Source organism: Maribacter hydrothermalis (genome assembly GCF_001913155.1).
Lineage (GTDB): Bacteria > Bacteroidota > Bacteroidia > Flavobacteriales > Flavobacteriaceae > Maribacter > Maribacter hydrothermalis.
The window spans coordinates 2,962,748-2,988,076 of the sequence record NZ_CP018760.1 but is presented as its reverse complement, the minus strand read 5'-3'; the positions used below and the strand labels follow the sequence as shown (position 1 = coordinate 2,988,076).

Here is a 25,329-nt window from a genome sequence, read left to right as displayed (position 1 = left end):
ATAGTTATGGTTAGGTATTTATATTATTTACGAGAAGATTCGTGCTCTGCTAAATTGTTATTTACGTCATTAAGGGAATTAACAATAACCGAGTTAACCTCTCCTTCAATTTCCTCCGAATTGTTAAAATAATAAATAGCAGTTAAAATTAGTGCCAAAGCAATAAGAAAATTTGCAATCATTTTCGAGTCCAAAAAGTTTTCGTTTTTCGCCATCTTCTTATATTCTATTATACCTTGAATATAGCAATTATATTATAAATTAACAAATTTTTAAGAAATTGATATTTTGTATAAAGAGCTTTATATAAACGAATTATGTAATGAGAATTTGCTTCAATCGAAATTTTTAACTTATAATTAACTGATATACAATTATTTAACATTGTATTGAGCTAAATTTTATAGTAATTAAGGTAAGCTGAACATTAGGTTAATTATACTTTTGAAGTGAAAATATTATTACAGTAACATATAAAATTAAGAACAAATGAAAATTCTAAAATCAATAACATTCGCAACCTTATTATTCTTAGCTGTTGGAATGAATGCCCAAAATAGTAAAGACAAGAAAATAATAAAGGACTCCGAAAAAGCAAAAGAAAATTTAATGACTATGGAAGTTGGGCTAGACCAATTTTTTAACAATTCGGCAGGATACGTTATTTTCCCAAATGTTGGAAAAGGCGGATTCATCATTGGAGGAGCATCTGGTAATGGTGTAGTTTACGAAAATGGCAAAATGGTAGGCATGGCTGATTTAAAGAAATTAAGTGTTGGTCTACAAGCTGGCGGACAAGCGATTACAGAAGTAATATTTTTTGAGACTCCAGAGGATTTAGCCGAGTTTAAGGATGGTGATTTTGAATTTTCTGCAGAAGCTTCGGCCGTTGCTTTAAAATCTGGAATTGCTGTAAATGCCAAATACAGAGATGGTGTAGCAGTTTTCGCATTACCAAAAGCAGGACTAATGGCAGACGCATCTGTTGGCGGACAAAAATTCGATTACACGCCAATGATGAAATAATTCATTACTTTTTAAAAGCTAAAGAAGCCACCCTATGGGGTGGTTTTTTCAGCTATACTAGTTACCCATTAGCAGTAAAACCTGGGTAACATGTCATACCACCATCAACAAAAATAGTAGTACCGTTTATGTACTCAGATTCATCTGAAGCCAACCAACTAGCTACACTTCCAATATCGTCTGGCACTCCTATTTGTTTGTACGGAATTAATTTTAACATCCCGTCTCTACCTTCTTGGGTACTCCAAACATCTTTATTAATATCCGTTTTTATAGCTCCGGGCGCAATGGAATTACATCTTACCTTATCTGGACCATATTCTTGACAAATGGTCTGCATTAACATGACCAATCCGCCTTTAGAAGCAGCATAGTTAGCATGACCTGCCCATGGAATTATCTCATGAACAGAACTCATGTGTATTATTTTGCCAAGAGATTTAGATATTTCAGGACGCATTCCTCTCCTTTTAAATTCAATAATTGCTTCTTTAGCACAAAGAAACTGACCGGTAAGATTTACATCTAATACTCTTTGCCAGTCCTTCAATGGCATTTCGTGAAGTGGATGATCTAACTGCATACCGGCATTTGCAACACACACGTCTACGGTTCCAAATTTAGACACCGTTTTTTTGAACATGTCTTTAACATCATCTTCATTACTAACATCACATTTGACAACTATTGCATTACCACAGCCAGCATTATCACTTATCCAATGTGCAACCTCTTCTGCTTCCTCCTTACTACTGTGATAATTAACGACAATATTGGCACCTTCCATTCCCATTGCTTTTGCCACGGCTTTACCAATACCGTCACTTGATCCGGTAACGATACACGTTTGACCTTCTAATCTTTTATTTGGTTTTTGCATGATACTCTTTTTGATAATTAAAATTACTTTAGAATAATCGTTTAAATTATTCTTATAACTAAATTTTATGATACTAGCACTTAACCTTTAATGCTATACAATTTTGACAAAAAATAAACTAATTCGAGCGTTGGTTTATAATAAAAAAAGTGGATCATATTTTATATTTTAAAACATGATCCACTATTGAAAATAAACAATTAAATAATTATTTTCCGTTAAAAAATATCATAATACCGATTACAATTAAAACGATGAAAATAGAAACTACAACATCTACCCAATTATAACTACTCTTATTTTTATTTTTTTCCTCTTCGGTAATCGTCCCAAATGTAAGGTTTACTATTTGTTCCCTATCCGGTACTTCGGTCAATAAACTTACTACTACCATAAAAATTAAACAAAATAAGAAAAACCATGCACCAAAGGTCAAAAAGTTCATATCACCTAAATAGTATAAAAATCCATCAGCATCTAAATGATGTTTTACCAATTCAAGTGCAATTCTTAAAAAGGCAACAACGATACCCATGACCAACGTATAAAATGCACCTGTAGAATTTATTCGTTTATAAAATATGCCTAACAGAAATACAGCAGTTATAGGTGGTGCTATGTAGGATTGTACACTTTGTAAATATTCATACAATACACCTGATATATTTGCCATAATCGGAATCCAGATAATACCGATTATTACAACAAATACTGTTGCAATCTGACCTGTTTTTACCAATTTTTTTTCTGGTGTATTAGGTCTCAACTTTTTATAAACATCTACCGTAAACAAGGTAGAACATGAATTGAAAACCGAAGCCAATGAACTCATTAAGGCCGCTAATAAACCAGCAGCTACCAACCCTCGTAAACCAGAAGGTAATAAATTACTCATTAAAACAGGAAACGCTTCATCGGCACTTTCCCACTCTAATTCACCTCTCATTTTTAAGGTTAACGCAATTACACCAGGAATTAAAAATAAAAATACCGGTAAAAGTTTCAGTAATGCTCCAAAAATAGTCCCACGTCTACCTTCTTTAATATTCTTCGCCGTCAATGTTCTTTGTACAATGTATTGATCGGTACACCAATACCAAATACCCACGATCGTACTTGTTATAAAAAGAGATGGCCATGGAAAATCTGGGTCAGTTGCCGGTCTCCACATATTAAAATATTCAGGTCCTAATGTATCAACCATACTTCCCCAACCTCCTACTTTATCTAAACCAATAAATGTTAGAACGGCGGCACCGATGACTAAGAGAATGGCCTGAAGCGTCTCGGTATATACAACAGCACGCATTCCTCCTAAAACGGTATAAATACCCGTTAAAACCACAGTAGCTATAGCACCTGTCCAAAAATCAATACCTAACAAGGCGGAAACTACAACACCACCGGCATAAATGGTTACAGAAATTTTAGTAAGCACATAAGCTGCAATTGAAAAAATAGACAGCACCCACCTAGATCTTGCATCAAAACGTTTTTCCAAAAATTCTGGCATAGTAAAAACACCACTTCGGGAATAAAAAGGTAAAAATACCCAACCTAGCATTAATACTACCCATGCATGTATTTCATAAATAAGCAATGGTAATTTATTACTAGCACCCGTGCCTGCTAAACCCACTACGTGTTCAGAACCAATATTAGATGCAAATATAGAAGCACCTACTACAAACCAACCGACATTTCTACCGGCTAAAAAATAATCTTCTGTATTATCTTCTTTTTTACGAATAACCCAAACGGCTATCCCGGCAAGTAATAAAAAATAGAATGAAATACTGATCCAATCTAAATTGTCTAATTGTTGCATGGAAGTGATTTATTTGGTGGAAAATTTAAAAGTAGTTTTAGACGAATATGTCTCGCCCGGAACTAAAGTTACAGTTGGAAAATTTGGTTGATTTGGTGTATCGGGATAATGCTGGGTCTCTAAACAAAAACCGCTTCTCTTATCAAATGTACCACCGTTTGGCGAAGGTAATGTCCCGTCTAAAAAATTACCCGTATAAAACTGCACACCAGGCTCATTTGTTAAAACCTCCATGGCCCTACCTGATTTTGAATGATATACTTTGGCAACAGAACGATACCCAACTTCAGGATTATTTAAAACCCAACAATGATCATATCCACCCCCAATAACAATTTGTTCATTTTTCGAATTAATATCCCGGCTAACTAGTTTTGATGTCCTAAAATCAAAAGGAGTTCCGTCAACGGAAGCTAAGTTTCCTAATGGAATTAAATCGTCATCAACAGGCACAAATTTATCGGCATATATTTCTACTTCATGATCTACTATTGACTCCGAAAAATTTCCTGAGAGATTAAAATAAGTATGCTGCGTAAGATTAACTATAGTAGTTTTATCGGTAGTTGCCTCATAAAGTACATCCAAACTATTATCTGCATTTAAGGTGTACGTAACAAAAGTAGTCAAGCTACCAGGGAAACCTTCCTCCATATCCTTACTTACATAACTTAATTTTAAAACTCCCTTATCACCATCTTTTACATCTTCTACCTTCCATACAACTTTATCAAAACCCTTTAATCCGCCGTGAAGACTATTTTCACCATTATTTTTTGCTAAAGTATATTCCGTGTTGTTCAAGATAAATTTTCCATTTGCAATTCTGTTACCATACCGCCCCACTAAAGCGCCGAAATAAGGATTAGGTTTTTCGTATTGCTCCAAATCTTCAAAACCTAAAACAACATTCTCTAAATTCCCTTTATTATCAACTGTTTTTAATGACGTAATTCTACCTCCATAGGTTATTATTTCTACTTCGACACCACCCTTATTGCTTAAAATAAATTTATCTACATTTTCTGAATTTGTAGTTGTTCCGTAACTGTTTTTCGTAATACTCACTGGTTGTATATTTGTTTGGGTAACTAAAGTAGATTTATTAGCCTTATTATTTTTACAACTACTAATTCCTATCAAAATAACTAAAAATACTATACTTATACTATTTCTACTAACTAGTTTCAACATCATTTTTTCGATATTTTATTTTTATAAATTATAGAACGAATCTGAGATTTAGAATAACATAAGGCTCATTGATAACGCATCTAAAAATAAATAATTTTAAGCCAGTTTTAAAGGTTAAAATAACAAAAACTCCAACGCATACTACTAATTAATTAACTAGTACCCAAAAAGGTATTGTCCGCACATTTAATACGTGCGCACTCAAAAAAATTTAAAAAAGGAATACTACTTTATAACTAAGAGCGCTACGACACGACAGTAAAAGACTAAAAAAAGCCTTTATACCAAAAGTGTTGAAGTCTTGCACTTAATAAAATACCACAGATTCAGAGAATCATATTAAGTAACTGCCGCATCGATTTTAATATGCTTTAGAGTTAGAATAGTAAAGAAAATCCTTCTTGCAGTAGACTAAATCATTTTCGGTTTTGACAAGGAAGAATTATAAATAATACTTGTTCAACGTGATTTTGAACCCGAAAAAGGGAAAGGGTTTTATAGGTGGCTTTATAACCAAGTAAGAAAATTTTGACCAATCTGCCATTCGAATTCTACATCACCTTACAGGTCTTAATAATATTTACATAGCACAGGTTTACTCCTTTTCTAAAGTAGACAGAGACCCAGCGGAAAGAACCATATTTGTTGCGTATTACGCCTTAATTGATATAACAACACATAATAAAGAACTTTTAAAACAAAATCCAATACAAGGGCTTAATATAATAGATGCTCCAAAACTTATTTTTGAACACAATCTTATGGTTGAAAAAACAGTTGGTAGGCTACGTAGAAGAGCATTAAGCAAGCCGATTGGCTTTAAACTTTTACCCGAAAAATTTACGATGTGCCAGTTACAAAAATTATATAAATTCATTTAAGAAACTAAACCGAAACAAAGGAACTTCAATAATAAAGTTAATATTAATGATATCTTAATAAAAATGAATGAGAAAGACATAAGTTTATTTAAAAAGGCGCTTTTCTATCTCAATTTGACCATGAATAAGCAGAAGAAGGTTTTAGTTTTGAATTTTAAATAGAGTTCGTATTTAAGCACTTTAGAACAGCTTAAAATTGTTCAATAATCGTAACTTTACTGTACACTTTTTTATGAAAAAGAAAGCAACTATTTACGACATTGCAAAAGAACTGAAAATTACTGCAGCAACAGTTTCAAGGGCCTTAAACAATAACCCTAAAATCAGCGAAAAAACACGTAAGCTAGTACTAGAAACTGCCACTAAACTAAATTACAAACAAAATAGATTGGCATTGGCGCTTAAAAGTGGTAAAAGTAAAAACGTAGGAGTCGTGGTTCCTTTTATCAATAAAAATTTCTTTGCTTCTGTTATTCGTGGTATTGAAGATGAATTATATCCTAAAGGTTTTCATGTAATTATTTCTCAAACTCACGAGGACAAAGATCGAGAAAAGAAAATTATTCAAAATTTAATTAATGCGCAGGTCGATGGAATTTTACTTTCCACTTCTTTTACAAATAGTAACAAGGAAGAATTACGTAAAGAATTAAAGAAATCTATACCTTTTATTTTCTTTGATAGGGTTTTGAAATATGAAAATATAAGTACCATAACAATAAATGATTACAAGGGTGGTTTCGATGCTACAGAACATTTAATAAAACAAGGCTGCAAAAGAATAGCACATTTTAGTGTAAATCAAGATATTATACTTTATAAAAACCGATTTAATGGTTATAAAGATGCCTTAAAAAAACATGGCCTTCCGTTTAAAAATGAATATGTAATTTATTTAAAAAGTGATATGGAGGCAGGTAAGGAGGCTGCTAAAAAACTAATGAAACTACCAGTACCACCAGATGCAATTTTCTCTTCTACAGATAATGGTATTTTAGGAGCTGTGAAATATCTACAGAGTAAATCCATTAAAATACCTGAAGATTTTTGTGTCATTGGTTTTAGTAATGAACCTTTTACTCAATTTTTAGAGCCCGCTATTAGCTCTGTAGACCAGTCACCCGTAGAAATGGGAAAAATGGCTGCACAAGTATTCTTGGAACAAATTGAAAATGATCAAACTATAATGGTTCAAAAAGACGTTATTCTTCCAACAACATTAATAGTTAGAAAATCATCTAGTAAGTTAAAATAGAATTTTCACTACATTTTCTATTATTCAATGTTAATTTCAACCATCCTTTTCAGCTCAATCTATACAAAGAACTCGACTTGACTTTTTCTTTTACCTACGAATTATACATTTTGCACCCTAATTTTGTCATTTTTGAGTTCCGCAGCTATAGCTATGTAACTCAAAATGAATTCGTTACCGCATAAAAGCCATAATTCTCGGTTTCAAACAAAAAGTCAAGATGAGTTCAAATCTACAAATTGAACAAACTAGGTAACCATAAGCTTAATTGCGGAATATAGGTTACCAAGAAAAGTGCAATTATCATAGCTATAAATAAGGGAAGTAAAGGTTTAAATACTTTTTCAATAGTTGTTTTAGCTATACCCACCCCAACAAACAAGACCGAGCCTACGGGCGGTGTACATAAACCTATACATAAATTCAATACCATAATAATACCGAAGTGGACAGGATCCAGCCCTAATTTGGTAACCACTGGCAAGAATATTGGAGTAAAAATTAAAACCGCTGGTGTCATATCCATAAAAATACCCACGAACAATAACAGTAAGTTAATAATCAAAAGAATGACAATCTTATTATCACTTAAACTTAAAAGTCCGCTGCTGATGTCCTGCGGAATATTTTCATAAGACAATGCCCATGACATACACATAGACGACCCAATCAATAGCATTACAATTGCTGTAGTGGCAGATGAGTCCAACAATATTTGAGGTAGCTTTGGCAAGGTAATTTCCTTGTAAATAAACCCAAGAATTAAACTGTACAATACCGCTATAGCAGAAGCCTCAGTTGCCGTAAAGATTCCTGTTACAATACCACCAATTACCACTACCAACATAAAAAGGCTAGGCAGAGCATCTATAAATGTTTTACCCACTTGTTTTAAACTACTTCGCTTACCTACTTTATATTTCTTTTTTTTGGCCCAGAAAGCCGCAACGATCATAAGAAATATCCCCGTCATAATCCCAGGGATATATCCCGCTAGGAACAAGGCTGCAATAGATGCGCCACCACTCGCCAAAGAGTAAACTATTAATACATTACTAGGCGGAATAATTAAGCCTGTAGTGGCAGAAGTAATATTTACCGCTGCACCGAATTCTTTAGAATAGCCTTCTTTTTCCATCTCTGGACCTAAGATACTTCCCATAGCAGATGCAGATGCCATAGCCGATCCTGCAATGGCTCCCATTAACATAGCAGCTATAACGTTAATCAATGCCAAACCGCCAGGAAAAGAACCTACTAAAGTCTTTGCAAATGCGATAAGTCTATGCGCAATACCTCCTTTATTCATAAGTTCGCCCGATAGCACAAAAAACGGAATTGCCAGTAGGGCAAAACTATCTAACCCTGTAGCCATACGCTGCGATACCGTAGTAAATGCAGGCATTGCGGGTATACTCACCAACATGGTCAATAAAGATGAAATTGCGATACTCCATGCAACAGGTGTACCTATTGATAATAAGCATATAAAGCTTATAACCAAAACAAGAATAGGTAGATGCTCCATCATAAGTTACTATTTTTTAAGTCAGATATTTTATAGTACATAATCAACAAGCCGCTAATAGGAATAATGAGATAAACGATTGCCAATGGTAATTGAAGTGCTGGTGATTGCTGCCCTAAAACATAAGAGATATATACCAATCTCGAACCTCCAATTACAAACGCGAAAAAGACAAATAGAATAATTAATATGGTGACGATAATCTTCAGTTTTTTCTGGGTTTTTTTACTTTGCCTAAGTGGTAAAATATCAATGGCAACGTGTAAATTTCGACCAGACACATATGCAGCTCCCAATACTCCTATCCAAATCATTAAATAACGTGCCAGTTCATCGGTAAATGAACTAGGGTTGCCCGTAACGTACCGTGTAAAAACTTGCCAAAGTACGTTAATGACCATAACGGACATAATAAGTACCAGTGTCTTTCCTAAAACGGAATCTATTTTATTTCGCATTGTTAACTATTTGGTTTCTTGTATTTGTTTGATAAGTGGGTATATTTCTTTGTCATCTTTATAGCCCTCGAAAATACCTTTCACCTTTTCTACAAAAAGAGATTTATCGGGTCGTATTACTTCAACACCCGCTTTTTGAACTTCGCGTAGAGCTTCGTCCTCTGCTTCTGCCCACAGAATACGTTGGTATTTTACAGATTCTTTTACGGATTCGTTTAACCATTTTTGCTCTTGTTCGTTCAACTTGTTATAAACATAAGTACCTATCAATAAAACATCTGGTAGTACGGTATGTTCATCTAAAGAATAGTATTTACAGACTTCATAATGTCTGGACAGGTAAAAACTTGGTGGATTGTTTTCTGCCCCATCTACAACACCTTGCTGTAAGGAAGTATATAATTCTCCCCAAGAAATAGGTGTAGGAGAACCACCTAATGCCTTTACCATATTCACGGCAGTTGCACTTTCCATTACACGTATTTTTTCCCCGATAAGATCATCTGGTTTTTCAATGGGTTTATTCATGGTATAAAAACTACGACTACCGGCATCATAGTACCCTAAACCTTTTAACCAATATTTCTCCCCTTCGTTCAACAGCATTTCACCTATTGGTCCGTCCAGCACATTAAAAGAATGCTGACGATCTCTAAAAAGAAATGGGAGCCCCAGTACCTTCATTTTTGGTGCAAAATTCTCTAAAACTCCCACAGAAACTTTGGTCATATCCAAACTCCCTATTTGCAATAGCTCTAAACACTCCCTCTCCGTACCTAATTGTTGACTAGGATAAATTTCAAGTTTTAATTTTCCTGCAGATCGCTCTAACAAATCTTCACCCATTTTCACCATTGCCTTGTGTACAGAATGGCTAACATCTAAGCCATGACCCAAACGCAAAGTCTTTGCTTCTGTCTGAATTTCACAACCCAGAAAGGTTAAAATCAGAATAAAGAGCGATAGTATTTTTATACTTTTCATAGTCGTGTTTTAATCGGATGAGAAAAGACCGATACTATTATGATTAAAATTTGAAATATTCTTTTGCATTATTATAACTAATATCCTGAATTATTTTACCCACCAATTCAAAATCTTGGGGTAGTTCACCTCTTTGCATTTCTTGTCCAAAGAGGTTACAAACAATTCTCCTAAAATACTCATGCCTTGGGAATGAAAGAAAAGATCTTGAATCTGTCAACATCCCAATAAAACAGCTAATTAAGCCCATATTAGACAATGCATTCAGTTGTCTGGTCATACCATCTTTTTGATCCATAAACCACCACCCAGAACCAAACTGCATTTTGCCTTTTACCTTACCATCATTGTAGTTACCTATCATGGTTGCCAATACTTCATTATCTGCAGGATTTAGATTGTACAAAATAGTTTTGGTAAGTTTATCTTTTGAATCCAAAGCATTTAAAAAGCCTGAAAGAGTTTTTGCCTGAGAATAATCCCCTATTGAATCCCAACCAGTATCCGGACCAAGAATTCGGGTCATTCTTGCATTGTTATTTCGTAATGCGCCAAGGTGAAATTGCTGAATCCATCCACGAGAATGATATTGCTCACATAAGAATAATAATATAGCCGTTTGAAATTTTTCGTCTTCCTCTAAAGATAATTGCTTTCTTTCTGTTCTCTTCTGAAAAATATGTTCAATCTCCGCATCTGTAAAAGACCTGAACGGAACATAACTTAAACCATGATCAGACAACGTGCAGCCGTTTTTTTCAAAGTAATCTAAACGTAACACAAGCGCATCGCACAAAGACTTGTACGAATTAATGGTAACCTTACTTACTATCGACAGTTTTTCTACATATTCAAGATACGAATCACTAGAAATTACAATCGCTTTATCTGGTCTAAAGGCCGTGCTTACTTTTACATTGAAATTACTATTCTTTAGTTTTACGTGATTATCCAAACTATCAATAGGATCTTCTGTGGTGCAAATAACCTCTACGTTCATTTTTTTAATCAGACTCTGGCAACTATAATCTGGCGATTGAAGTTTTGCAGTAGCATCATCATAAATTTCGTTAGCCGTGTCGGCATTTAATAGTAAATCAATATCAAAATAGCGTTGCAGTTCTAAATGTGTCCAATGATACAGCGGATTTCTTAACGTATAGGGCACAGCCTTGCCCCATTCAAGAAACTTCTCTTTATCTGGAGCGCTGCCGGTAATATACTTCTCATCAATGCCAAAAGTTCGCATTGCACGCCATTTATAATGGTCGCCGTCGTTCCATACTTTCGTCAAATTTTCAAACTGTCTATTATTTGAAATCTCATTAGGCGGCAAATGGCAGTGGTAATCTATGATGGGCATTTGTGATGCATACTCATGAAATAACCGTTTCGAGAATTCATTCTCTAAAAGAAAATCATCTGTGATAAAAGTGCTATTTTTTACAATGGATTTACTCATTAATTTTAATTTGTCTGTTTACTTCCTGCCAATTAAAATACTTCAACTTTTTAATTTAAAGACATCATCTAATTTTATTTTATTATTTACACTTACTTAATAGTATATTTTCATGTCTAAATTTACGGATTGCACCTGCTTTAAAATGTTTAATAAATTTATGTAATCGATTACACGAATATATCCTATTTTAAAGATTAAGCAAATAAATCAGTAAAATATATCATAAAATAAAAACTATTGGGAATATATTTACCCGATTTGTAATAAATGAATTTATAAAATTGATTTATATACTATTCTTATAGCTATCACTTGATTAATTACTTATATAATGTGTAAAATCTTTGAAAGATTCTGGCAACAGAAGAAAAAAGGGGTCAAAACTATCTTAATACGTTAAATTGTTCATAAATACTATTATCTAATACCCTCATAACTACATACAATTGACAAAGAATTGCGTAATTTGAATATTATGTTAACTTTGAAAAAAAAGAAGCACATGGAGTTACTTGAAAAAGCTCAAGAATTTATAGGTCGAAAAATGAGTAATATGTCTACTAGTGACCGAGTAGAAGCGTCGAGAGAGGCAAAAGCTCTTATTTTAAGCATTAATGAAATATATAAGGAAACGAAAGATTCTAGCTTAATGGATGTAATGAAAGAAGTTACAGCTAAAAAGAAGAAGATTGAAAAACGATTGAACGGAGTACCTTTAGTATAAGCTTGATAAATTTACAGACTTATTAAAATTTCTTTTACGAGTTAAATTGAAATAAAAAAATCCCTTGAAGCAAATCAAGGGATTTTTTTATTTTAACAGCCTAACTAAACTTAATTTAAACAATTTCTGCACTAAGTCCTGCTTGCAATAATTTAGAACACTGCGACTTCAGCTCCTCATATTCACCGGTTTTCACCGTACACTTGCCTTTGTAATGAACTATTAAAGAACACTGCTCCGCCTGTTCAGGTGAATGTTCACAAACGGACATTAATGTATTTATAACATGGTCGAATGTATTGACCTCATCATTAAAAAGAACGATCTCATTTTGTTGAACCGTTTCTTCTTCTAAAAGTAATTCTTCGGAAATTTCTTCTCTTGTGCTCATCATATTCCAATTAATACCTTCTAATTTACATATTTTGCGGCAACCCAATTATTGCGTTCAAGGTTTTTTTCGAACTTTAACGCTAAATCAGTACATTTTTCGGTAATCATTTCTAAATCCTCGGTATAAAAACCACTTAACAATAAAACACCCCCTGCATTTAATGATTTTACATAGCTAGGCAAATCTGCCAACAAGATGTTTCTATTGATGTTTGCAATGATCAAATCATACTTCTTACCCTCCAACAACGCAACATCACCTTCATATACCGAAATGAAGTCTATTTTGTTACGCTCAACATTCTCTTTGGCGTTCAAATAACACCAGTTATCAATATCAATGGCATCAATGGTAGTAGCACCTCTCATACCTGCTAAAATTGCTAAAACACCAGTACCGCTACCTATATCCAGAACAGTTTTTCCTTTTACATCTAACTGTAAAATGTGTTGCAGCATCATATGTGTAGTTTCATGATGACCTGTACCAAAACTCATTTTTGGTTCAATGACAATATCATACTTCACATCAATAGCCTCATGAAAAGGAGCTCTTATCATACAAATATCATCAACGATAATAGGTTGAAAATTTTGCTCCCAAGTAGCATTCCAGTTCTCTTGCTCAATTTCTTTATAATAGTAGGTAAACTTATATCTATGATTATGCAAAATTGGCAACTCTTTCAACATACCCTCATACCATTCAGTTTTTTGAATGTATGCCAAAACATCATCATCTTCTTCAACAAAACTTTCAAACCCAACCTCACCCAATTCTGCAATAAGTAGGTCTGAAGCTGGATCTTTTGGTTCTACCGTAAAACGGTATTCCATATATACTGTATCGCTCATGTAGAAATACGACCTTAAATAGCTTTAATGATAGCGATAAAATCGTCTGCAACTAAAGATGCACCGCCAATTAAACCACCATCAACATCTGGTTTAGAGAAAATTTCTTCAGCATTACCTGGTTTTACACTACCACCGTAAAGAATAGTAACGTTATTTGCTATAGTAGCGTCAAAGGCTTCAGCAATAGTTTTACGAATGAATGCATGCATTTCTTGAGCTTGCTCAGGAGAAGCAGTCTCACCTGTTCCAATTGCCCATACCGGCTCATAAGCCAAAATAATATTAGACCATGCAGACGGCTCTAAATTAAAAAGAACGTTCTTTAACTGACTTTCAACTAATTTAAAATGGTTTCCAGATTTACGATCTTCTAATTCCTCACCAAAACAGAACATAACACGAACCCCCTTATCCAAAGCGGTTGCCACTTTCTTTGAAAGAATTTTATCATCCTCTCCGAAATAAGCTCTTCTTTCCGAGTGTCCAATAATTGCTGTATCGATACCGATGTTCAATAACATATCTGCAGAAATTTCACCTGTATAAGCACCATTTTCAGCAAAATGCATATTCTGCGCTATAACTTCTATTTTAGAACTTTCCAAAGCACGCACCGCACTAAACAAATTTACATATGTTGGCGCAACCATAACTTCTGCATTGGTATCTGGCAATTTTGCCGACAACTCTGCTAAAAGTTTTTCAGTCTCAGCCAAATTCTTATTCATTTTCCAGTTACCTGCTACTATTTTTGCTCTCATGTTTTTTATATTTCTAATTATACTATTTCCGTTTCTAATCTCAATTGAATATTAAATCTTCCAAATCGTTGTAATGTACTTTTTGTTTTATGGTACCCTTCTCTAAAACTAAAACTCCAGGGTTAGACCTGACAATGGTCTTTAACGTAGTTTCATCTGTAAAGTAAAATTCAAAATCTAAATTATAATCTTTTACCAGGGCATTCGTTTGATCAGGACCGGATGCCGACATTCCTATTACTTTGTATCCAGCCTTTAATGCTTTTTCGACTACAGATTTGATATTCGTGAACTCTTTTAAATTTGATTTCCTTAAATCATAGGCGATCACCATGACCAACTTTGGCTCTTGCAATAAAGAAGCTGCGAAATCTTCACCTTCTTGTTCTATGGTAAAGTCATGAACAGGAGGCTCATAACCAGCCTGAATCTCTTCTGTTTCAACATCTATAAACTCCCCATCTACTGTAGGATAATCTCCTGTAGTAATATGAACTTCTTCTTTACCGTTTACGTTGAATTTCCATTTATATTCAAATATGGCCTTAGGAGCATCGTCTGGTATACTCATACCCTCTTCTATATTCTTACCTATCTCATATGGTCTAAAATCAATAACCGGTAAATGGTTTAACACGTAATTTACATAGGCGATACAAGCTAGGAAGGAAACTAATAAAACCGTCATCAATAATTTTGGCTTTACTAATGGCGTAATATACTTTCTACCGGCATAAATTATCAGTATCAATACCAACAGCACTATATCTTTTGTAAAAGATTCCCACGGTGTTAGCTTTATAGCATCACCAAAGCAACCACAATCGGTTACTTTATTAAAATATGCAGAATAAAAAGTTAAGAACGTAAAGAAAATAATCATTGCCAATAAAGTCCAAACGGTTAGTTTACGTTTGTAGCCTAGTATTAACATTACCCCAACCATTACCTCAACAATTACTACAAGAATTGAAATTGCCAATGCAAACGGAGTTAAAAAAGGAAGATCTAAAACGCCTTGACTAAAATATTCTTCTAACTTAAAGGAGAAGCCAACAGGATCATTTAGTTTAATGAAACCACTTATAATAAAAAGAATTCCGACAAAAATTCTAATAACACCTACTAAATACTTCATTCTTTCTATTATTTTTCTGATTCTGAACCTAAATGTATCAATGCAAAAACTGCGTAATTGATCATGTCTTGATAGTTGGCATCTATACCTTCACTTACTAAAGTTTTACCTTTATTATCTTCTATTTGTTTAACACGAAGTAGTTTTTGCAAAATTAAATCTGTAAGGGAACTTACTCTCATATCTCGCCAAGCTTCACCATAATCGTGATTTTTATTCAGCATAAGTTCTTTTGTGATTGTGATGTGCTTAGAATATAATTCTACAGCTTTTTCAGTAGATAGATCTGGTTGATCGGCAACACCTAATTCAAGCTGAATTAAAGCCATTACAGCATAATTGATGATACCAACAAACTCCGGTCGCTCACCTTCGTCAACCTTACGGACATCATTTTCTTGAAGACCACGTATGCGCTGTGCTTTTATAAAAATTTGATCAGTTAATGATGGCAACCTTAATATGCGCCAAGCACTACCGTAATCTGACATTTTTTTCTGGTACAGATTTAAACAAACCTGAATGACCTCATCGTATTCCTTTGCCGTATCTAGCATGTAATTCTATCTAATTTGTGTAAATTTCGCTTAAAAAATTGTAACCATCAAGATTGATGGTTTAAACTTGGAAAATGCCACAATTTCCTGATAATAATTGATGATGACCATAAATTGCAACGGTAAACTCATATCACTAGACCAGCCCAAGGTAATGGGCATTTTAAACGTTACTCCAGATTCTTTTTTTGATGGCGGAAAATATAAGGATGAAACAAGTATATTACATCAGGTTGAAAAAATGCATATAGAAGGTGCCACCTTTATTGATATTGGTGCCTATAGTTCTAGACCTGGCGCTTTAGAAATTAACGAGGAAACCGAATTAAAACGAATTTTACCTATTGTTAGTTTAATTAAAAAGAATTTTCCAAACACCATAATTTCAATAGATACTTTTAGAAGCAAGGTTGCACACGAATGCATAGGTAATGGCGCTGCGATTGTTAATGATATTTCCGCAGGATTACAGGATGAAAAAATGCTAAGCACAGTAGCCAAATTAAATGTGCCGTACGTTATGATGCATATGCGTGGCACATCACAAAACATGCAAAAACAAACAGATTATAAAGATATTTTAAAAGAAGTACTTTACTTCTTTTCCGAAAGATTGGCAGCTGCAAAAGCTTTAGGAATTAAGGATATTATTATAGATCCAGGTTTTGGATTTGCAAAAAACCTAGAACAGAACTATGAGCTTTTAAATCATTTGGAATTAATGAATGGTATTGAACACCCATTGCTAGTAGGTATTAGTAGAAAATCAATGATTTACAAAATAGTAGGTACAACTCCTGACCTGGCTTTAAACGGCACTACGGCACTACATATGGTTTGTTTACAAAAGGGCGCAAAAATAGTACGAGTACACGATGTTAAAGAAGCCGTAGAATGTGTAAAACTATACGAACAATTAAATGCCTAAGTTTAAATTGATTTCTTGTCATCTAATTTCTTAATTTTACTAAAACGGTACTTATTGGATTTTTTAAATTTTATTGACTTTAAGATTACGGATGTTCTAGACATCATTTTTGTTGCCGTACTTCTTTACTACATCTACAAACTTGTTAGAGGGTCTGTTGCCATCAATATTTTTATTGGAATTGTAATAGTTTGGGCATTTTGGAAATTGACTGAATTATTAGATATGCAAATGATCAGCAGCATGGTTGGAGCCTTTATGCAAGTAGGTTTAATTGCACTAATAATTGTTTTTCAACAAGAGATCAGAAAATTTCTTTTAATGATCGGCTCTACCAATTTTGCAAATAAGAGAAACTTCGTAAAGCATTTTAAATTTTTAAAACAGGAAGGAATATCTACCGACACCGATGTAGATGCCATATTAAAAGCCTGTGAAAAAATGGCGAGTAGTAAAACCGGAGCTATTTTAGTTATAGAACGAAACAACTCCTTAGATTTCATAAAGAGCACGGGAGACCGCATGAATATTGAAATTAACCAACCAATTCTTGAAAGTATTTTTTATAAGAACAGTACATTGCATGATGGTGCTGCTGTAATTGTTGGCAATTACGTTGTGGCTACACGTGTAATATTACCGGTATCAAACGAACGAAATATTCCATTACGTTTTGGTCTGCGACATAGAGCAGCAGTTGGAATCAGCGAAAAGACCGATGCATTAAGCCTCGTTGTCAGTGAAGAAACAGGATTGATTTCATATATTAAAAATGGAGAGTTTGTACTGTATGATTCAATTACGCAGCTTGGCACTATGCTAAAACAAGATTTAATATAAATCGCTAAGCTACCTCCTCTGCTAAGAACTGAGCTTCATATAAATTACTGTAGTACCCACCTTTTTTTAGCAATTGTTTGTGAGTTCCAGTTTCAACAATATTACCGGCATCCATCACAATAATTTTATCGGCTTTTTTAATAGTAGCCAACCTGTGAGCTATAACTATAGATGTTCTGCCTTGGGTAATTTTATCTGTAGCTAATTGTATTAATTGTTCAGAATAGGTATCTACAGATGATGTAGCCTCGTCCAAAATTAGTATACTGGGGTTGCTTACATATGCTCTAAGAAAAGCAATTAATTGACGTTGACCACTTGAAAGCATTGTACCTCTTTCCTTTACATTATACTCATAACCGCCTGGCAAACTAGATATAAAAGTATCTACACCAATTGCTTTTGCCGCATTCTCAATATCGTTTACAGAAATCTCAGGATTCTTTAGTGATATATTGTTGGCAATCGTATCTGCAAACAAAAACACATCTTGCAATACTACCGCAATATTCGAACGTAAAGAAGGTAAATTGTACTCTTTAATATCAACTCCATCAACTGTTATTTCACCCGAATTAATCTCGTAAAAACGATTTAAAAGATTAATTATAGTACTCTTACCAGCCCCAGTAGAACCTACTATTGCTACCGTTTCTCCTGCTTTTACCTCAAAAGATATTCCATGCAATACCTCTTCGTCTTCTAAATATCCGAAACGAACATTATTAAATTTAATGTCCCCTTTAAAAGCTCCACTTTCATAAGTACCCACATTTTGTATATGACTATCCGTATCTAAAATTTTAAATACTCTGTTTGCTGCGACCATGCCCATTTGTAGGGTATTAAATTTATCAGCAATTTGTCTAAGTGGTCTAAACAATAAATCTATAAGCATTATAAAAGCAAAGATAGTTCCCGCAATATCAGTGGATATATTTGCAACATTCTGCAATCCACCGTACCAAACAATTAAACCTACTGTTAAAGAAGAAACTATTTCAGCTATTGGAAAGAAAATAGAGTTGTACCAAACTGTTTTCAACCAAGCATTTTTATGTTTTTCGTTTATTTCTCTAAACTTGTTGCTTTCAATTTTTTCGCGAGTAAATAGCTGAACTATTTTCATTCCCGTAATACGCTCTTGTACAAATGAATTTAAATTAGAAACCTCTGCCCTTACCTCTGTAAATGCCACTTTCATGGCTTTTTGAAACAATCTTGTTGCGTAAAGGATAATAGGTAACAAAGCGAAAACAATCAAAGAAAGTTTCCAATTTATAAATAACATGATAATAGCAGCAACGACCATTTTCAATAAATCTGCAACAATTACGAAAAAGCCTTGACTAAATATTTCCCCAATTCTTTGCATATCCGCAACCGCCCTGGTAACCAAAACACCTAAAGATGAGTTATCAAAATACTTCATCCTAAATGAAAGCATCTTTTTAAACAAATTAATGCGAATATCTTTAATAACCGATTCACCCAACCAATTAGCGTAGTAATTAAATGCAAGTTGACTTATTACTTGACCAATTAAAACCACCAACATGGCTATTGTAAGATTCAACAACATTTGACTATCACTACCCTTTATAGCATCATCAATGATTTTCTTTACTATTAATGGGGTAAGAATTGCAAAACCAGATAATAAAATAGCTGCAAGCGCCACCCCGTAAAAAGTAAGTCTATACGGTTTGGTGTAGGCTATTAAGCGTTTAAAAAGACGAGTGTCAAATGCTTTGCCAGTATCCTTATCCATTCTTTAAAATAGTATTGGGGTAAACAATAGAGGTCAAATATAACCCTTTTGCAGGAACAGAAACGCCCGCTTTTGTTCTATCCTTGCTTTTTAATATGGTATTAACATAGTCCGCCGAGTATTTTCCTAAACCAACATTTATTAGTGTCCCGACAATGGCTCTGACCATATTTCTAAGAAATCTATCTGCGGTAATTGTAAAGATCAGCATGTCATTTTTCTCAATCCAATATGCTTCTTTTAAATCGCATATATTCGTAAATACATCGGTATTCGATTTTGAAAAACACTCAAAATCTCTTTTCCCTAAGAGAAGTTTGGCCGCAATATTCATTTGCTCAACATCTAAATCTTTTTTAACAAAATATGCATTGTCTATAGAAAACGGATCTTTTTTTCTAGAGATATGATATTCGTAAGTCCTAGCCGTGGCATGAAAACGAGCATGGGCATCTACATTAACTTCAAAAATACGTTCAACAGCAATGTCATTGGGTAAGAATGAATTTAATTTAAATACAAACTCAGGAATATTCTCAAAGGTTTCTATTTCAAAATGGGCATACATTTCTTTGGCATGAACCCCAGTGTCCGTACGGCCCGCTCCCATTAAAGAGATAGGATTATTCAATAATGTAGACATTGCATTTTCTAACACTTCTTGAATAGTTATGGCATTTGGTTGATTTTGCCAACCATGATATGATTTACCGAAGTATGAAAATTGAATGAAGAAATTCAATGGGATCTGCTAGTTTTGTATAGCACAAAGATATTAAAAAGGATACGGTTTAAAATTCGATTCAGCAAAGTCAAGTAAGAATTTTAGTTGCTTGATAATACCAATCTATTTCCTTGTTAAAATTGAAATCTATAATGACCAAAATTCTTTTACTTTCTGACACACATTCGCATATAGATGAAGCTATTTTAAAACATGTACATTGGGCTGATGAAGTTTGGCATGCTGGCGATATTGGTTCTTTAGCCGTGACAGATACTATTTCAAAAATAAAACCCTTAAGAGGTGTTTATGGGAATATTGACGACCATATCATTCAAAAAGAATACCCAGAGCATAATAGATTTTTTTGCGAAGGTGTTGATGTACTTATTACCCACATAGGAGGATATCCCCCTAAATATAATAGTAGAACAAGAGATATCATCAAAGAGAATCCTCCAAAATTATTCATTTGTGGACATTCTCATATTCTTAAAGTAATGATGGACAAAAAATTAGGGGTACTACATATGAACCCAGGAGCATGTGGAAAACATGGTTTTCACCAAGTAAGGACTATGCTACGTTTTATTATAGAGGGTAATAATATTAAAGACTTGGAAGTAATTGAGTTAGGTAAGCGATAAAACCTGAAGTTTTTTCATTGAATTCATTTGTAATACAATTAAAATAAAAAACCCGGAAACTACCCCGGGTTTAACGCACTAATACTACTAAGGTTTTAGGCTTAACGCAAGCGATCAACAGATTTTACAAGATCTTCATCCTTTTTTATAGCCCTGTTTGCAAGGACTAAAAAAACGATAGAAAATACTGGAATCAACATCCCAATACCCTTCTCAGAGACCAAAGCCTCTCCGGATAAGTTTAGTGATCGATAAACGAAAAATCCTAATAAAAAAACATTCAATATCATGTTCAGTCTGTTAATTACAAACTGATTTTTTCGATTTTTAAATTGTACTATGGCCCAAACAGCGAGAACAGCACTTGCATAAAAGGCAATAGAAATAAGCATTTCATTAGTTGCAAATACTTCAATACCATCGATATCTATCCATAGGTTAAAGAAGAACGGTAGAACACCTGTAAGTATTGCTACAACTATCAAATAAAGGCTTTGTATTCTTTGAATCATAAATCAATTACCAGTTTACGTTGCAAAAATACAGGTCTTTTCAAAAATTATTGCACTTTTGTTCAAAATAATTTGTAATATTGCTACGTTATCTTGTTGTAACACTTACCAACTAAAGGAAAACATTCCTTAGGCTTATCCAAAATAAAAATTTACTTCTTACAATACAAATCACATATAATTTATTCAACTACTTAATGTTTGAGATTTCAGATTTAAAATCAAAAAAGCTACCTGAGCTTCAGGAAATTGCTAAAGGTCTAAAGGTTCCTAAATTTAAAACCTTAAAAAAATTAGACTTAGTCTACCAAATATTAGACTTACAAGCTGCCAATCCTAAAGTAGCTGCGGCCATTGCCCCTACAATTACAGAAGAAAGCAACAAGCCAACCGAGGAAAAACCAAAGCCAAAACCAAGGCCTAGACAGCGTGTTGCACCAAAAGCAGCTAATGCACCAAAAGAGGGCAGTAAACAAGAGACTGTAAAAAAGGAAAATATCCTTGAAAAAGATTCTAAGGAAACTGCAGATACCACAAAACCTAGACCACGACCTAGGCCAAAACCTGCAAATCAGCCTAATAATAAAAAGGAGTTCCAAAAGAATTCTCCTCAAAATAATAATCAAAACAAAAAACCTAACCCTAGGACTCCTCATGATAAAAGCAATTTTGACAAGGATTTAAAAAACAGATATAAGGAGCCTGAGTATGAGTTCGATTCCATTATTGCCAGTGAAGGGGTATTAGATATCATGCAAGATGGTTACGGATTTTTGCGCTCATCAGATTACAATTACTTATCATCGCCTGATGATATTTATGTATCGCAATCGCAAATTCGTCTTTTTGGGTTAAAAACTGGGGATACGGTATTAGGAAATGTAAGACCTCCAAAAGAAGGAGAAAAGTATTTCCCTCTAATAAAGGTGAACAAAATTAACGGTATAGACCCACAGATAGTTCGTGATCGTGTATCTTTTGAGCATTTGACTCCGTTATTCCCACAAGAAAAATTCAATTTGGCAGAACGTCAAAGCACAATATCTACTCGTATTATCGATTTGTTCTCCCCAATAGGAAAAGGACAAAGAGGTATGATCGTATCACAACCTAAGTCTGGTAAAACCATGCTTTTAAAAGATATAGCCAACGGTATTGCAGCAAATCATCCAGAAGTTTATCAAATAATATTATTAATTGATGAACGACCAGAAGAAGTTACCGATATGCAACGTAATGTGCGTGGTGAAGTAGTTGCTTCAACTTTTGATAAAGAACCAACAGAACATGTACGCGTAGCAAATATTGTTTTAGAAAAAGCAAAACGATTGGTTGAATGTGGGCATGATGTAGTGATCCTTTTGGATTCCATTACACGTTTGGCAAGAGCCTACAATACGGTTCAACCAGCATCTGGTAAAGTATTAAGTGGTGGTGTTGATGCTAATGCCTTGCACAAGCCAAAAAGATTCTTTGGGGCAGCTCGTAACATTGAAGGTGGAGGTTCTTTATCCATTATTGCTACAGCATTGACAGAAACTGGTTCTAAAATGGACGAGGTTATCTTTGAAGAATTTAAAGGTACCGGTAACATGGAGCTTCAATTAGATCGTAAGATTGCGAACAGAAGAATTTTCCCTGCAATTGACCTTACATCTTCCAGTACTCGTAGAGATGACATGCTACTTGATGAAAATACCTTGCAACGTATGTGGATTATGCGCAAATATCTTGCAGATATGAACCCTGTAGAAGCAATGGAATTTATTGAGCAACGTTTTAAGCAAACTAAGAATAATGAAGAATTCTTGATGACTATGAATCAATAGAATTCATATTCAATTATATTTTAAATCCCGATTTCAAGATGAGATCGGGATTTTTAGTTTTACCTGATTCTTAAATAGTTATCCTTATTAAAACTCATTATAAACCCTCAACACTACTTTTTTTTAATATCTTTAATATATTAGAAAAGAAATCTCCCCAAATTCTTTTTTCTGTTTCATTAGTAATCTTCTTAATTCTCAGAAAATGAAAAAACCATCCTCAATGATTTTTAAAAGTGCATGTTTTTTGGCACTAGTTACAATTTTTGGCTGCAATCAACAACAGAAAGATAGTTTACCTGACCACAAAGATCCACCGATTGTTGAAACACCCGCAAATATTATATCGTTAGACGAGGCTAACGATATATATAATAATTATTCAAAACACAGAGTAGGTATTATTGAAGCCTATGAAACACAACAGCGGCTTCCCGAAGAAAAATTCGAAGCATCGCGTTTTGTTGATTTTGACTATGAAACAATGAAACAGTACATGGCCTATTTAGACCAAGAAGCAGCTGCCGGCGGAGTTAAAAAAATTACCAAACTACGATTGTATTTTGCAAACTACGCCAACGATGATAAGTTTCCAAATGGAAAAAAAGTTGTTCACAAAAGACAGAATTCAATATTTATGGTACCAACCTTAGATGAAAAAGGCATCAACTACGGTTTCTTCATAGGTAGTGATGGTAAAGCTGAACTTATTAAAGATTGGAAAGCCACTGCAAATGACGGTTTAGGATTAGCGATAGAGAAAACTCAAAAATCTGAAGCCAGTATTGCTCCAAACTTTACCTTAAAAACAAGTCTACAGGGAAGTAAAAGTTTGGCTTTTAATTTTGGTCAAGGCGGACCTCCACCAAAAACTGATTTTTAAAATAAAAGCGACATGCTTACTATATCTTTTATAAAGGAAAATTATTACATGTTCGTTTATGCCGTAACCTTATTTATATCTCTGGCAACATACAGAAAATACTATGATACAGCACTAAAATACTTTCCCATTATAATTGCATACACCTTTTTTAATGAGGTGTTGGGTTTTTTAGTGAGGAATTTTGATGAAATCTCTTTTTTTAGTAATATAAAATACAGTAATTACAATGATGTTATATATAATATATATGCCATTATTTTCTTTTGTTTCTTTTACTATGTCTACTATAAGCTTATAGAAAATAAAAACTTTAAAAAATGGATTATAATTAGTACCATAATTAGTCTCTTATCATATTCCATTAGTACACTATATCAAAATCCACTTGAAACAAACTTATTTTATGCATTAGCCATAAGCGCATGGTTATTAGTAAGTATTATTATACTGTACTTTGTAGATAAAGTTCAACAAAAAGAGGACCTATTTCAATTACATAATCTAATGTTCTGGGTAAGCTTTTCATTAGTACTATTTTATTCGATTTTTCCCATCATTTATGTAATAGGTTATACTGACTATGATACCTGGATAGCGTATGATTTAAAATCAGTTTTAAGAATCTTAATAGTAGTAATGTACAGCCTTTTTATTATTGGGTTCTTAAAAGGGCGCAAACTGGCATTTAGATAATTAAAATTTAAACAGAATACCAACTATAAAATAATAACGTGCGGAAAAATTTAGTATGACTTATAGATATGATGTTTTTATGGAATATGACATTATTTATTTCCATCATGCATCTATTGGAATAATTTACCTGTGTTTTATTATTGGCTTTTATTTAATAATAAGAAGATTTCGAATACCAATGAAAAGAAAAACAATATCTAATAAAGTACTTTAAAAAGAAATAGCACAACAATTAAAAGCCCAACAAAAAAAGCCTTCCAAATTGGAAGGCTTTAAAATATTATAATAGCAGAAATTTACAATGTAGCTACGTGCTTTGCCAATTTACTTTTTAAGTTGGCAGCTTTGTTATCATGTATAATATTACGTTTAGCTAAACGATCGATCATACTAACAACACTTGGAAAAAGAGCCTCTGCATCTTTCTTAGATTCTTCTGCACGCAATCTCTTGATAGCATTACGTGTAGTTTTATGCTGATATCTGTTACGTAAACGAACTGCTTCGTTTCTTCTAATTCTCTTTAATGCCGACTTGTGATTTGCCATTTTATAATTTATTATAAT

26 protein-coding genes are annotated in these 25,329 nt (G+C 33.6%); 9 read left to right on the top strand and 17 right to left on the bottom strand.

Annotated features, from left to right (window positions below; translation table 11 throughout):
• Window positions 1-23 precede the first annotated feature (23 nt).
• Window positions 24-215, bottom strand: a complete 192-nt coding sequence (locus BTR34_RS12770) for a hypothetical protein (protein WP_068486017.1) — start codon at window positions 213-215, stop codon at window positions 24-26.
• Between the two features lie 274 nt (window positions 216-489).
• On the opposite strand from BTR34_RS12770, the gene BTR34_RS12765 reads away from it, so the two are divergent.
• A complete protein-coding gene (locus BTR34_RS12765; RefSeq protein ID WP_068486015.1) occupies window positions 490-1,026 on the top strand; it encodes a lipid-binding SYLF domain-containing protein in 537 nt (178 codons plus the stop codon).
• Window positions 1,027-1,087: 61 nt separating this feature from the next.
• Here BTR34_RS12765 and BTR34_RS12760 read toward each other — a convergent pair whose 3' ends face one another.
• The 3 genes from BTR34_RS12760 to BTR34_RS12750 form a co-directional block, all read right to left on the bottom strand.
• Entirely contained in the window at window positions 1,088-1,906 is an 819-nt protein-coding gene (locus tag BTR34_RS12760) for an SDR family oxidoreductase (protein WP_068486012.1), read from the bottom strand.
• A 208-nt stretch (window positions 1,907-2,114) separates the two neighbouring features.
• Window positions 2,115-3,734, bottom strand: coding sequence for a sodium:solute symporter (locus tag BTR34_RS12755; protein ID WP_068486011.1), 1,620 nt, complete (start codon window positions 3,732-3,734; stop codon window positions 2,115-2,117).
• A gap of 9 nt (window positions 3,735-3,743) precedes the next feature.
• Window positions 3,744-4,931 carry an aldose epimerase family protein gene (locus BTR34_RS12750; protein ID WP_235843252.1) on the bottom strand — a complete coding sequence of 396 codons (1,188 nt, stop codon included), beginning with the start codon at window positions 4,929-4,931 and terminating at the stop codon, window positions 3,744-3,746.
• A 1,110-nt stretch (window positions 4,932-6,041) separates the two neighbouring features.
• Between BTR34_RS12750 and BTR34_RS12740 the strand changes: the two genes are divergently transcribed.
• Entirely contained in the window at window positions 6,042-7,064 is a 1,023-nt protein-coding gene (locus BTR34_RS12740; RefSeq protein ID WP_068486009.1) for a LacI family DNA-binding transcriptional regulator, read from the top strand.
• A gap of 232 nt (window positions 7,065-7,296) precedes the next feature.
• On the opposite strand, the gene BTR34_RS12735 is transcribed toward BTR34_RS12740, so the two are convergent.
• The 4 genes from BTR34_RS12735 to uxaC are packed head-to-tail and all read right to left on the bottom strand — an operon-like array spanning window position 7,297 to window position 11,496.
• Window positions 7,297-8,592, bottom strand: a complete 1,296-nt coding sequence (locus tag BTR34_RS12735) for a TRAP transporter large permease (RefSeq protein ID WP_068486538.1) — start codon at window positions 8,590-8,592, stop codon at window positions 7,297-7,299.
• Window positions 8,592-9,050 (bottom strand): TRAP transporter small permease, encoded by a 459-nt coding sequence (locus BTR34_RS12730; RefSeq protein ID WP_068486007.1) that lies wholly within the window; start codon window positions 9,048-9,050, stop codon window positions 8,592-8,594. Before BTR34_RS12730 ends, BTR34_RS12735 begins: the two co-directional genes overlap by 1 nt.
• 6 nt (window positions 9,051-9,056) lie before the next feature.
• Entirely contained in the window at window positions 9,057-10,034 is a 978-nt protein-coding gene (locus BTR34_RS12725; protein WP_068486005.1) for a TRAP transporter substrate-binding protein, read from the bottom strand.
• A gap of 43 nt (window positions 10,035-10,077) precedes the next feature.
• The gene (uxaC, locus tag BTR34_RS12720) at window positions 10,078-11,496 is read right to left on the bottom strand and encodes a glucuronate isomerase (protein ID WP_068486003.1); all 1,419 of its coding nucleotides are present in this window, start codon (window positions 11,494-11,496) and stop codon (window positions 10,078-10,080) included.
• A gap of 505 nt (window positions 11,497-12,001) precedes the next feature.
• Here uxaC and BTR34_RS12715 point away from each other — a divergent pair.
• On the top strand, window positions 12,002-12,223 hold the full coding sequence (locus BTR34_RS12715; RefSeq protein ID WP_068486536.1) for a hypothetical protein: 222 nt from the start codon (window positions 12,002-12,004) through the stop codon (window positions 12,221-12,223).
• Window positions 12,224-12,338: 115 nt separating this feature from the next.
• Here the strand turns inward: BTR34_RS12715 and BTR34_RS12710 are convergent, their stop codons facing one another.
• From BTR34_RS12710 to BTR34_RS12690, 5 genes are read right to left on the bottom strand one after another with little or no spacing between them, the layout of a single operon-like run.
• Window positions 12,339-12,614: an ATP-dependent Clp protease adaptor ClpS gene (locus tag BTR34_RS12710; RefSeq protein WP_068486534.1), complete on the bottom strand. Its 276-nt coding sequence runs from the start codon at window positions 12,612-12,614 to the stop codon at window positions 12,339-12,341.
• A 20-nt stretch (window positions 12,615-12,634) separates the two neighbouring features.
• Window positions 12,635-13,471, bottom strand: a complete 837-nt coding sequence (prmA, locus tag BTR34_RS12705; protein WP_068486001.1) for a 50S ribosomal protein L11 methyltransferase — start codon at window positions 13,469-13,471, stop codon at window positions 12,635-12,637.
• A 14-nt stretch (window positions 13,472-13,485) separates the two neighbouring features.
• Window positions 13,486-14,235 (bottom strand): triose-phosphate isomerase, encoded by a 750-nt coding sequence (tpiA, locus tag BTR34_RS12700; protein ID WP_068485999.1) that lies wholly within the window; start codon window positions 14,233-14,235, stop codon window positions 13,486-13,488.
• A 40-nt stretch (window positions 14,236-14,275) separates the two neighbouring features.
• Window positions 14,276-15,373: a BT_3928 family protein gene (locus tag BTR34_RS12695; protein ID WP_068485997.1), complete on the bottom strand. Its 1,098-nt coding sequence runs from the start codon at window positions 15,371-15,373 to the stop codon at window positions 14,276-14,278.
• An 8-nt stretch (window positions 15,374-15,381) separates the two neighbouring features.
• Window positions 15,382-15,930 (bottom strand): DUF1599 domain-containing protein, encoded by a 549-nt coding sequence (locus tag BTR34_RS12690; protein WP_068485994.1) that lies wholly within the window; start codon window positions 15,928-15,930, stop codon window positions 15,382-15,384.
• A gap of 103 nt (window positions 15,931-16,033) precedes the next feature.
• Here BTR34_RS12690 and folP point away from each other — a divergent pair, with 103 nt between their 5' ends.
• Entirely contained in the window at window positions 16,034-16,858 is an 825-nt protein-coding gene (folP, locus tag BTR34_RS12685; protein ID WP_068485992.1) for a dihydropteroate synthase, read from the top strand.
• A 54-nt stretch (window positions 16,859-16,912) separates the two neighbouring features.
• On the top strand, window positions 16,913-17,698 hold the full coding sequence (locus BTR34_RS12680) for a diadenylate cyclase (protein WP_068485989.1): 786 nt from the start codon (window positions 16,913-16,915) through the stop codon (window positions 17,696-17,698).
• A gap of 4 nt (window positions 17,699-17,702) precedes the next feature.
• On the opposite strand, the gene BTR34_RS12675 is transcribed toward BTR34_RS12680, so the two are convergent.
• Both BTR34_RS12675 and truA read right to left on the bottom strand, forming a co-directional pair.
• Window positions 17,703-19,469, bottom strand: coding sequence for an ABC transporter ATP-binding protein (locus BTR34_RS12675; protein WP_068485987.1), 1,767 nt, complete (start codon window positions 19,467-19,469; stop codon window positions 17,703-17,705).
• Window positions 19,462-20,211, bottom strand: coding sequence for a tRNA pseudouridine(38-40) synthase TruA (gene truA / locus BTR34_RS12670; RefSeq protein ID WP_068485985.1), 750 nt, complete (start codon window positions 20,209-20,211; stop codon window positions 19,462-19,464). Before truA ends, BTR34_RS12675 begins: the two co-directional genes overlap by 8 nt.
• Window positions 20,212-20,345: 134 nt before the next feature.
• Here truA and BTR34_RS12665 point away from each other — a divergent pair, with 134 nt between their 5' ends.
• The gene (locus BTR34_RS12665) at window positions 20,346-20,840 is read left to right on the top strand and encodes a metallophosphoesterase family protein (protein ID WP_068485982.1); all 495 of its coding nucleotides are present in this window, start codon (window positions 20,346-20,348) and stop codon (window positions 20,838-20,840) included.
• 101 nt (window positions 20,841-20,941) lie between these two features.
• Here BTR34_RS12665 and BTR34_RS12660 read toward each other — a convergent pair whose 3' ends face one another.
• Window positions 20,942-21,352, bottom strand: coding sequence for a DUF4293 domain-containing protein (locus tag BTR34_RS12660; protein ID WP_068485980.1), 411 nt, complete (start codon window positions 21,350-21,352; stop codon window positions 20,942-20,944).
• 197 nt (window positions 21,353-21,549) lie between these two features.
• Between BTR34_RS12660 and rho the strand changes: the two genes are divergently transcribed.
• The 3 genes from rho (at window position 21,550) to BTR34_RS12645 (ending at window position 24,760) form a co-directional block, all read left to right on the top strand.
• On the top strand, window positions 21,550-23,181 hold the full coding sequence (rho, locus tag BTR34_RS12655) for a transcription termination factor Rho (protein WP_068485978.1): 1,632 nt from the start codon (window positions 21,550-21,552) through the stop codon (window positions 23,179-23,181).
• 205 nt (window positions 23,182-23,386) lie between these two features.
• The gene (locus BTR34_RS12650; RefSeq protein WP_068485976.1) at window positions 23,387-24,064 is read left to right on the top strand and encodes a hypothetical protein; all 678 of its coding nucleotides are present in this window, start codon (window positions 23,387-23,389) and stop codon (window positions 24,062-24,064) included.
• 12 nt (window positions 24,065-24,076) lie between these two features.
• On the top strand, window positions 24,077-24,760 hold the full coding sequence (locus BTR34_RS12645) for a hypothetical protein (protein WP_068485974.1): 684 nt from the start codon (window positions 24,077-24,079) through the stop codon (window positions 24,758-24,760).
• Window positions 24,761-25,059: 299 nt separating this feature from the next.
• Here BTR34_RS12645 and rpsT read toward each other — a convergent pair whose 3' ends face one another.
• Window positions 25,060-25,311, bottom strand: a complete 252-nt coding sequence (rpsT, locus tag BTR34_RS12640) for a 30S ribosomal protein S20 (RefSeq protein WP_068485972.1) — start codon at window positions 25,309-25,311, stop codon at window positions 25,060-25,062.
• Between the last annotated feature and the right edge of the window lie 18 nt (window positions 25,312-25,329).

Coding starts and splice junctions, on each gene's coding strand:
- BTR34_RS12770 (WP_068486017.1), bottom strand. CDS start 215: ATGGCGAAAAACGAAAACTTTTTGGACTCGAAAATGATTGCAAATTTT.
- BTR34_RS12765 (WP_068486015.1), top strand. CDS start 490: ATGAAAATTCTAAAATCAATAACATTCGCAACCTTATTATTCTTAGCT.
- BTR34_RS12760 (WP_068486012.1), bottom strand. CDS start 1,906: ATGCAAAAACCAAATAAAAGATTAGAAGGTCAAACGTGTATCGTTACC.
- BTR34_RS12755 (WP_068486011.1), bottom strand. CDS start 3,734: ATGCAACAATTAGACAATTTAGATTGGATCAGTATTTCATTCTATTTT.
- BTR34_RS12750 (WP_235843252.1), bottom strand. CDS start 4,931: ATGATGTTGAAACTAGTTAGTAGAAATAGTATAAGTATAGTATTTTTA.
- BTR34_RS12740 (WP_068486009.1), top strand. CDS start 6,042: ATGAAAAAGAAAGCAACTATTTACGACATTGCAAAAGAACTGAAAATT.
- BTR34_RS12735 (WP_068486538.1), bottom strand. CDS start 8,592: ATGGAGCATCTACCTATTCTTGTTTTGGTTATAAGCTTTATATGCTTA.
- BTR34_RS12730 (WP_068486007.1), bottom strand. CDS start 9,050: ATGCGAAATAAAATAGATTCCGTTTTAGGAAAGACACTGGTACTTATT.
- BTR34_RS12725 (WP_068486005.1), bottom strand. CDS start 10,034: ATGAAAAGTATAAAAATACTATCGCTCTTTATTCTGATTTTAACCTTT.
- uxaC (WP_068486003.1), bottom strand. CDS start 11,496: ATGAGTAAATCCATTGTAAAAAATAGCACTTTTATCACAGATGATTTT.
- BTR34_RS12715 (WP_068486536.1), top strand. CDS start 12,002: ATGGAGTTACTTGAAAAAGCTCAAGAATTTATAGGTCGAAAAATGAGT.
- BTR34_RS12710 (WP_068486534.1), bottom strand. CDS start 12,614: ATGAGCACAAGAGAAGAAATTTCCGAAGAATTACTTTTAGAAGAAGAA.
- prmA (WP_068486001.1), bottom strand. CDS start 13,471: ATGAGCGATACAGTATATATGGAATACCGTTTTACGGTAGAACCAAAA.
- tpiA (WP_068485999.1), bottom strand. CDS start 14,235: ATGAGAGCAAAAATAGTAGCAGGTAACTGGAAAATGAATAAGAATTTG.
- BTR34_RS12695 (WP_068485997.1), bottom strand. CDS start 15,373: ATGAAGTATTTAGTAGGTGTTATTAGAATTTTTGTCGGAATTCTTTTT.
- BTR34_RS12690 (WP_068485994.1), bottom strand. CDS start 15,930: ATGCTAGATACGGCAAAGGAATACGATGAGGTCATTCAGGTTTGTTTA.
- folP (WP_068485992.1), top strand. CDS start 16,034: ATGACCATAAATTGCAACGGTAAACTCATATCACTAGACCAGCCCAAG.
- BTR34_RS12675 (WP_068485987.1), bottom strand. CDS start 19,469: ATGGATAAGGATACTGGCAAAGCATTTGACACTCGTCTTTTTAAACGC.
- BTR34_RS12665 (WP_068485982.1), top strand. CDS start 20,346: ATGACCAAAATTCTTTTACTTTCTGACACACATTCGCATATAGATGAA.
- BTR34_RS12660 (WP_068485980.1), bottom strand. CDS start 21,352: ATGATTCAAAGAATACAAAGCCTTTATTTGATAGTTGTAGCAATACTT.
- rho (WP_068485978.1), top strand. CDS start 21,550: ATGTTTGAGATTTCAGATTTAAAATCAAAAAAGCTACCTGAGCTTCAG.
- BTR34_RS12650 (WP_068485976.1), top strand. CDS start 23,387: ATGAAAAAACCATCCTCAATGATTTTTAAAAGTGCATGTTTTTTGGCA.
- BTR34_RS12645 (WP_068485974.1), top strand. CDS start 24,077: ATGCTTACTATATCTTTTATAAAGGAAAATTATTACATGTTCGTTTAT.
- rpsT (WP_068485972.1), bottom strand. CDS start 25,311: ATGGCAAATCACAAGTCGGCATTAAAGAGAATTAGAAGAAACGAAGCA.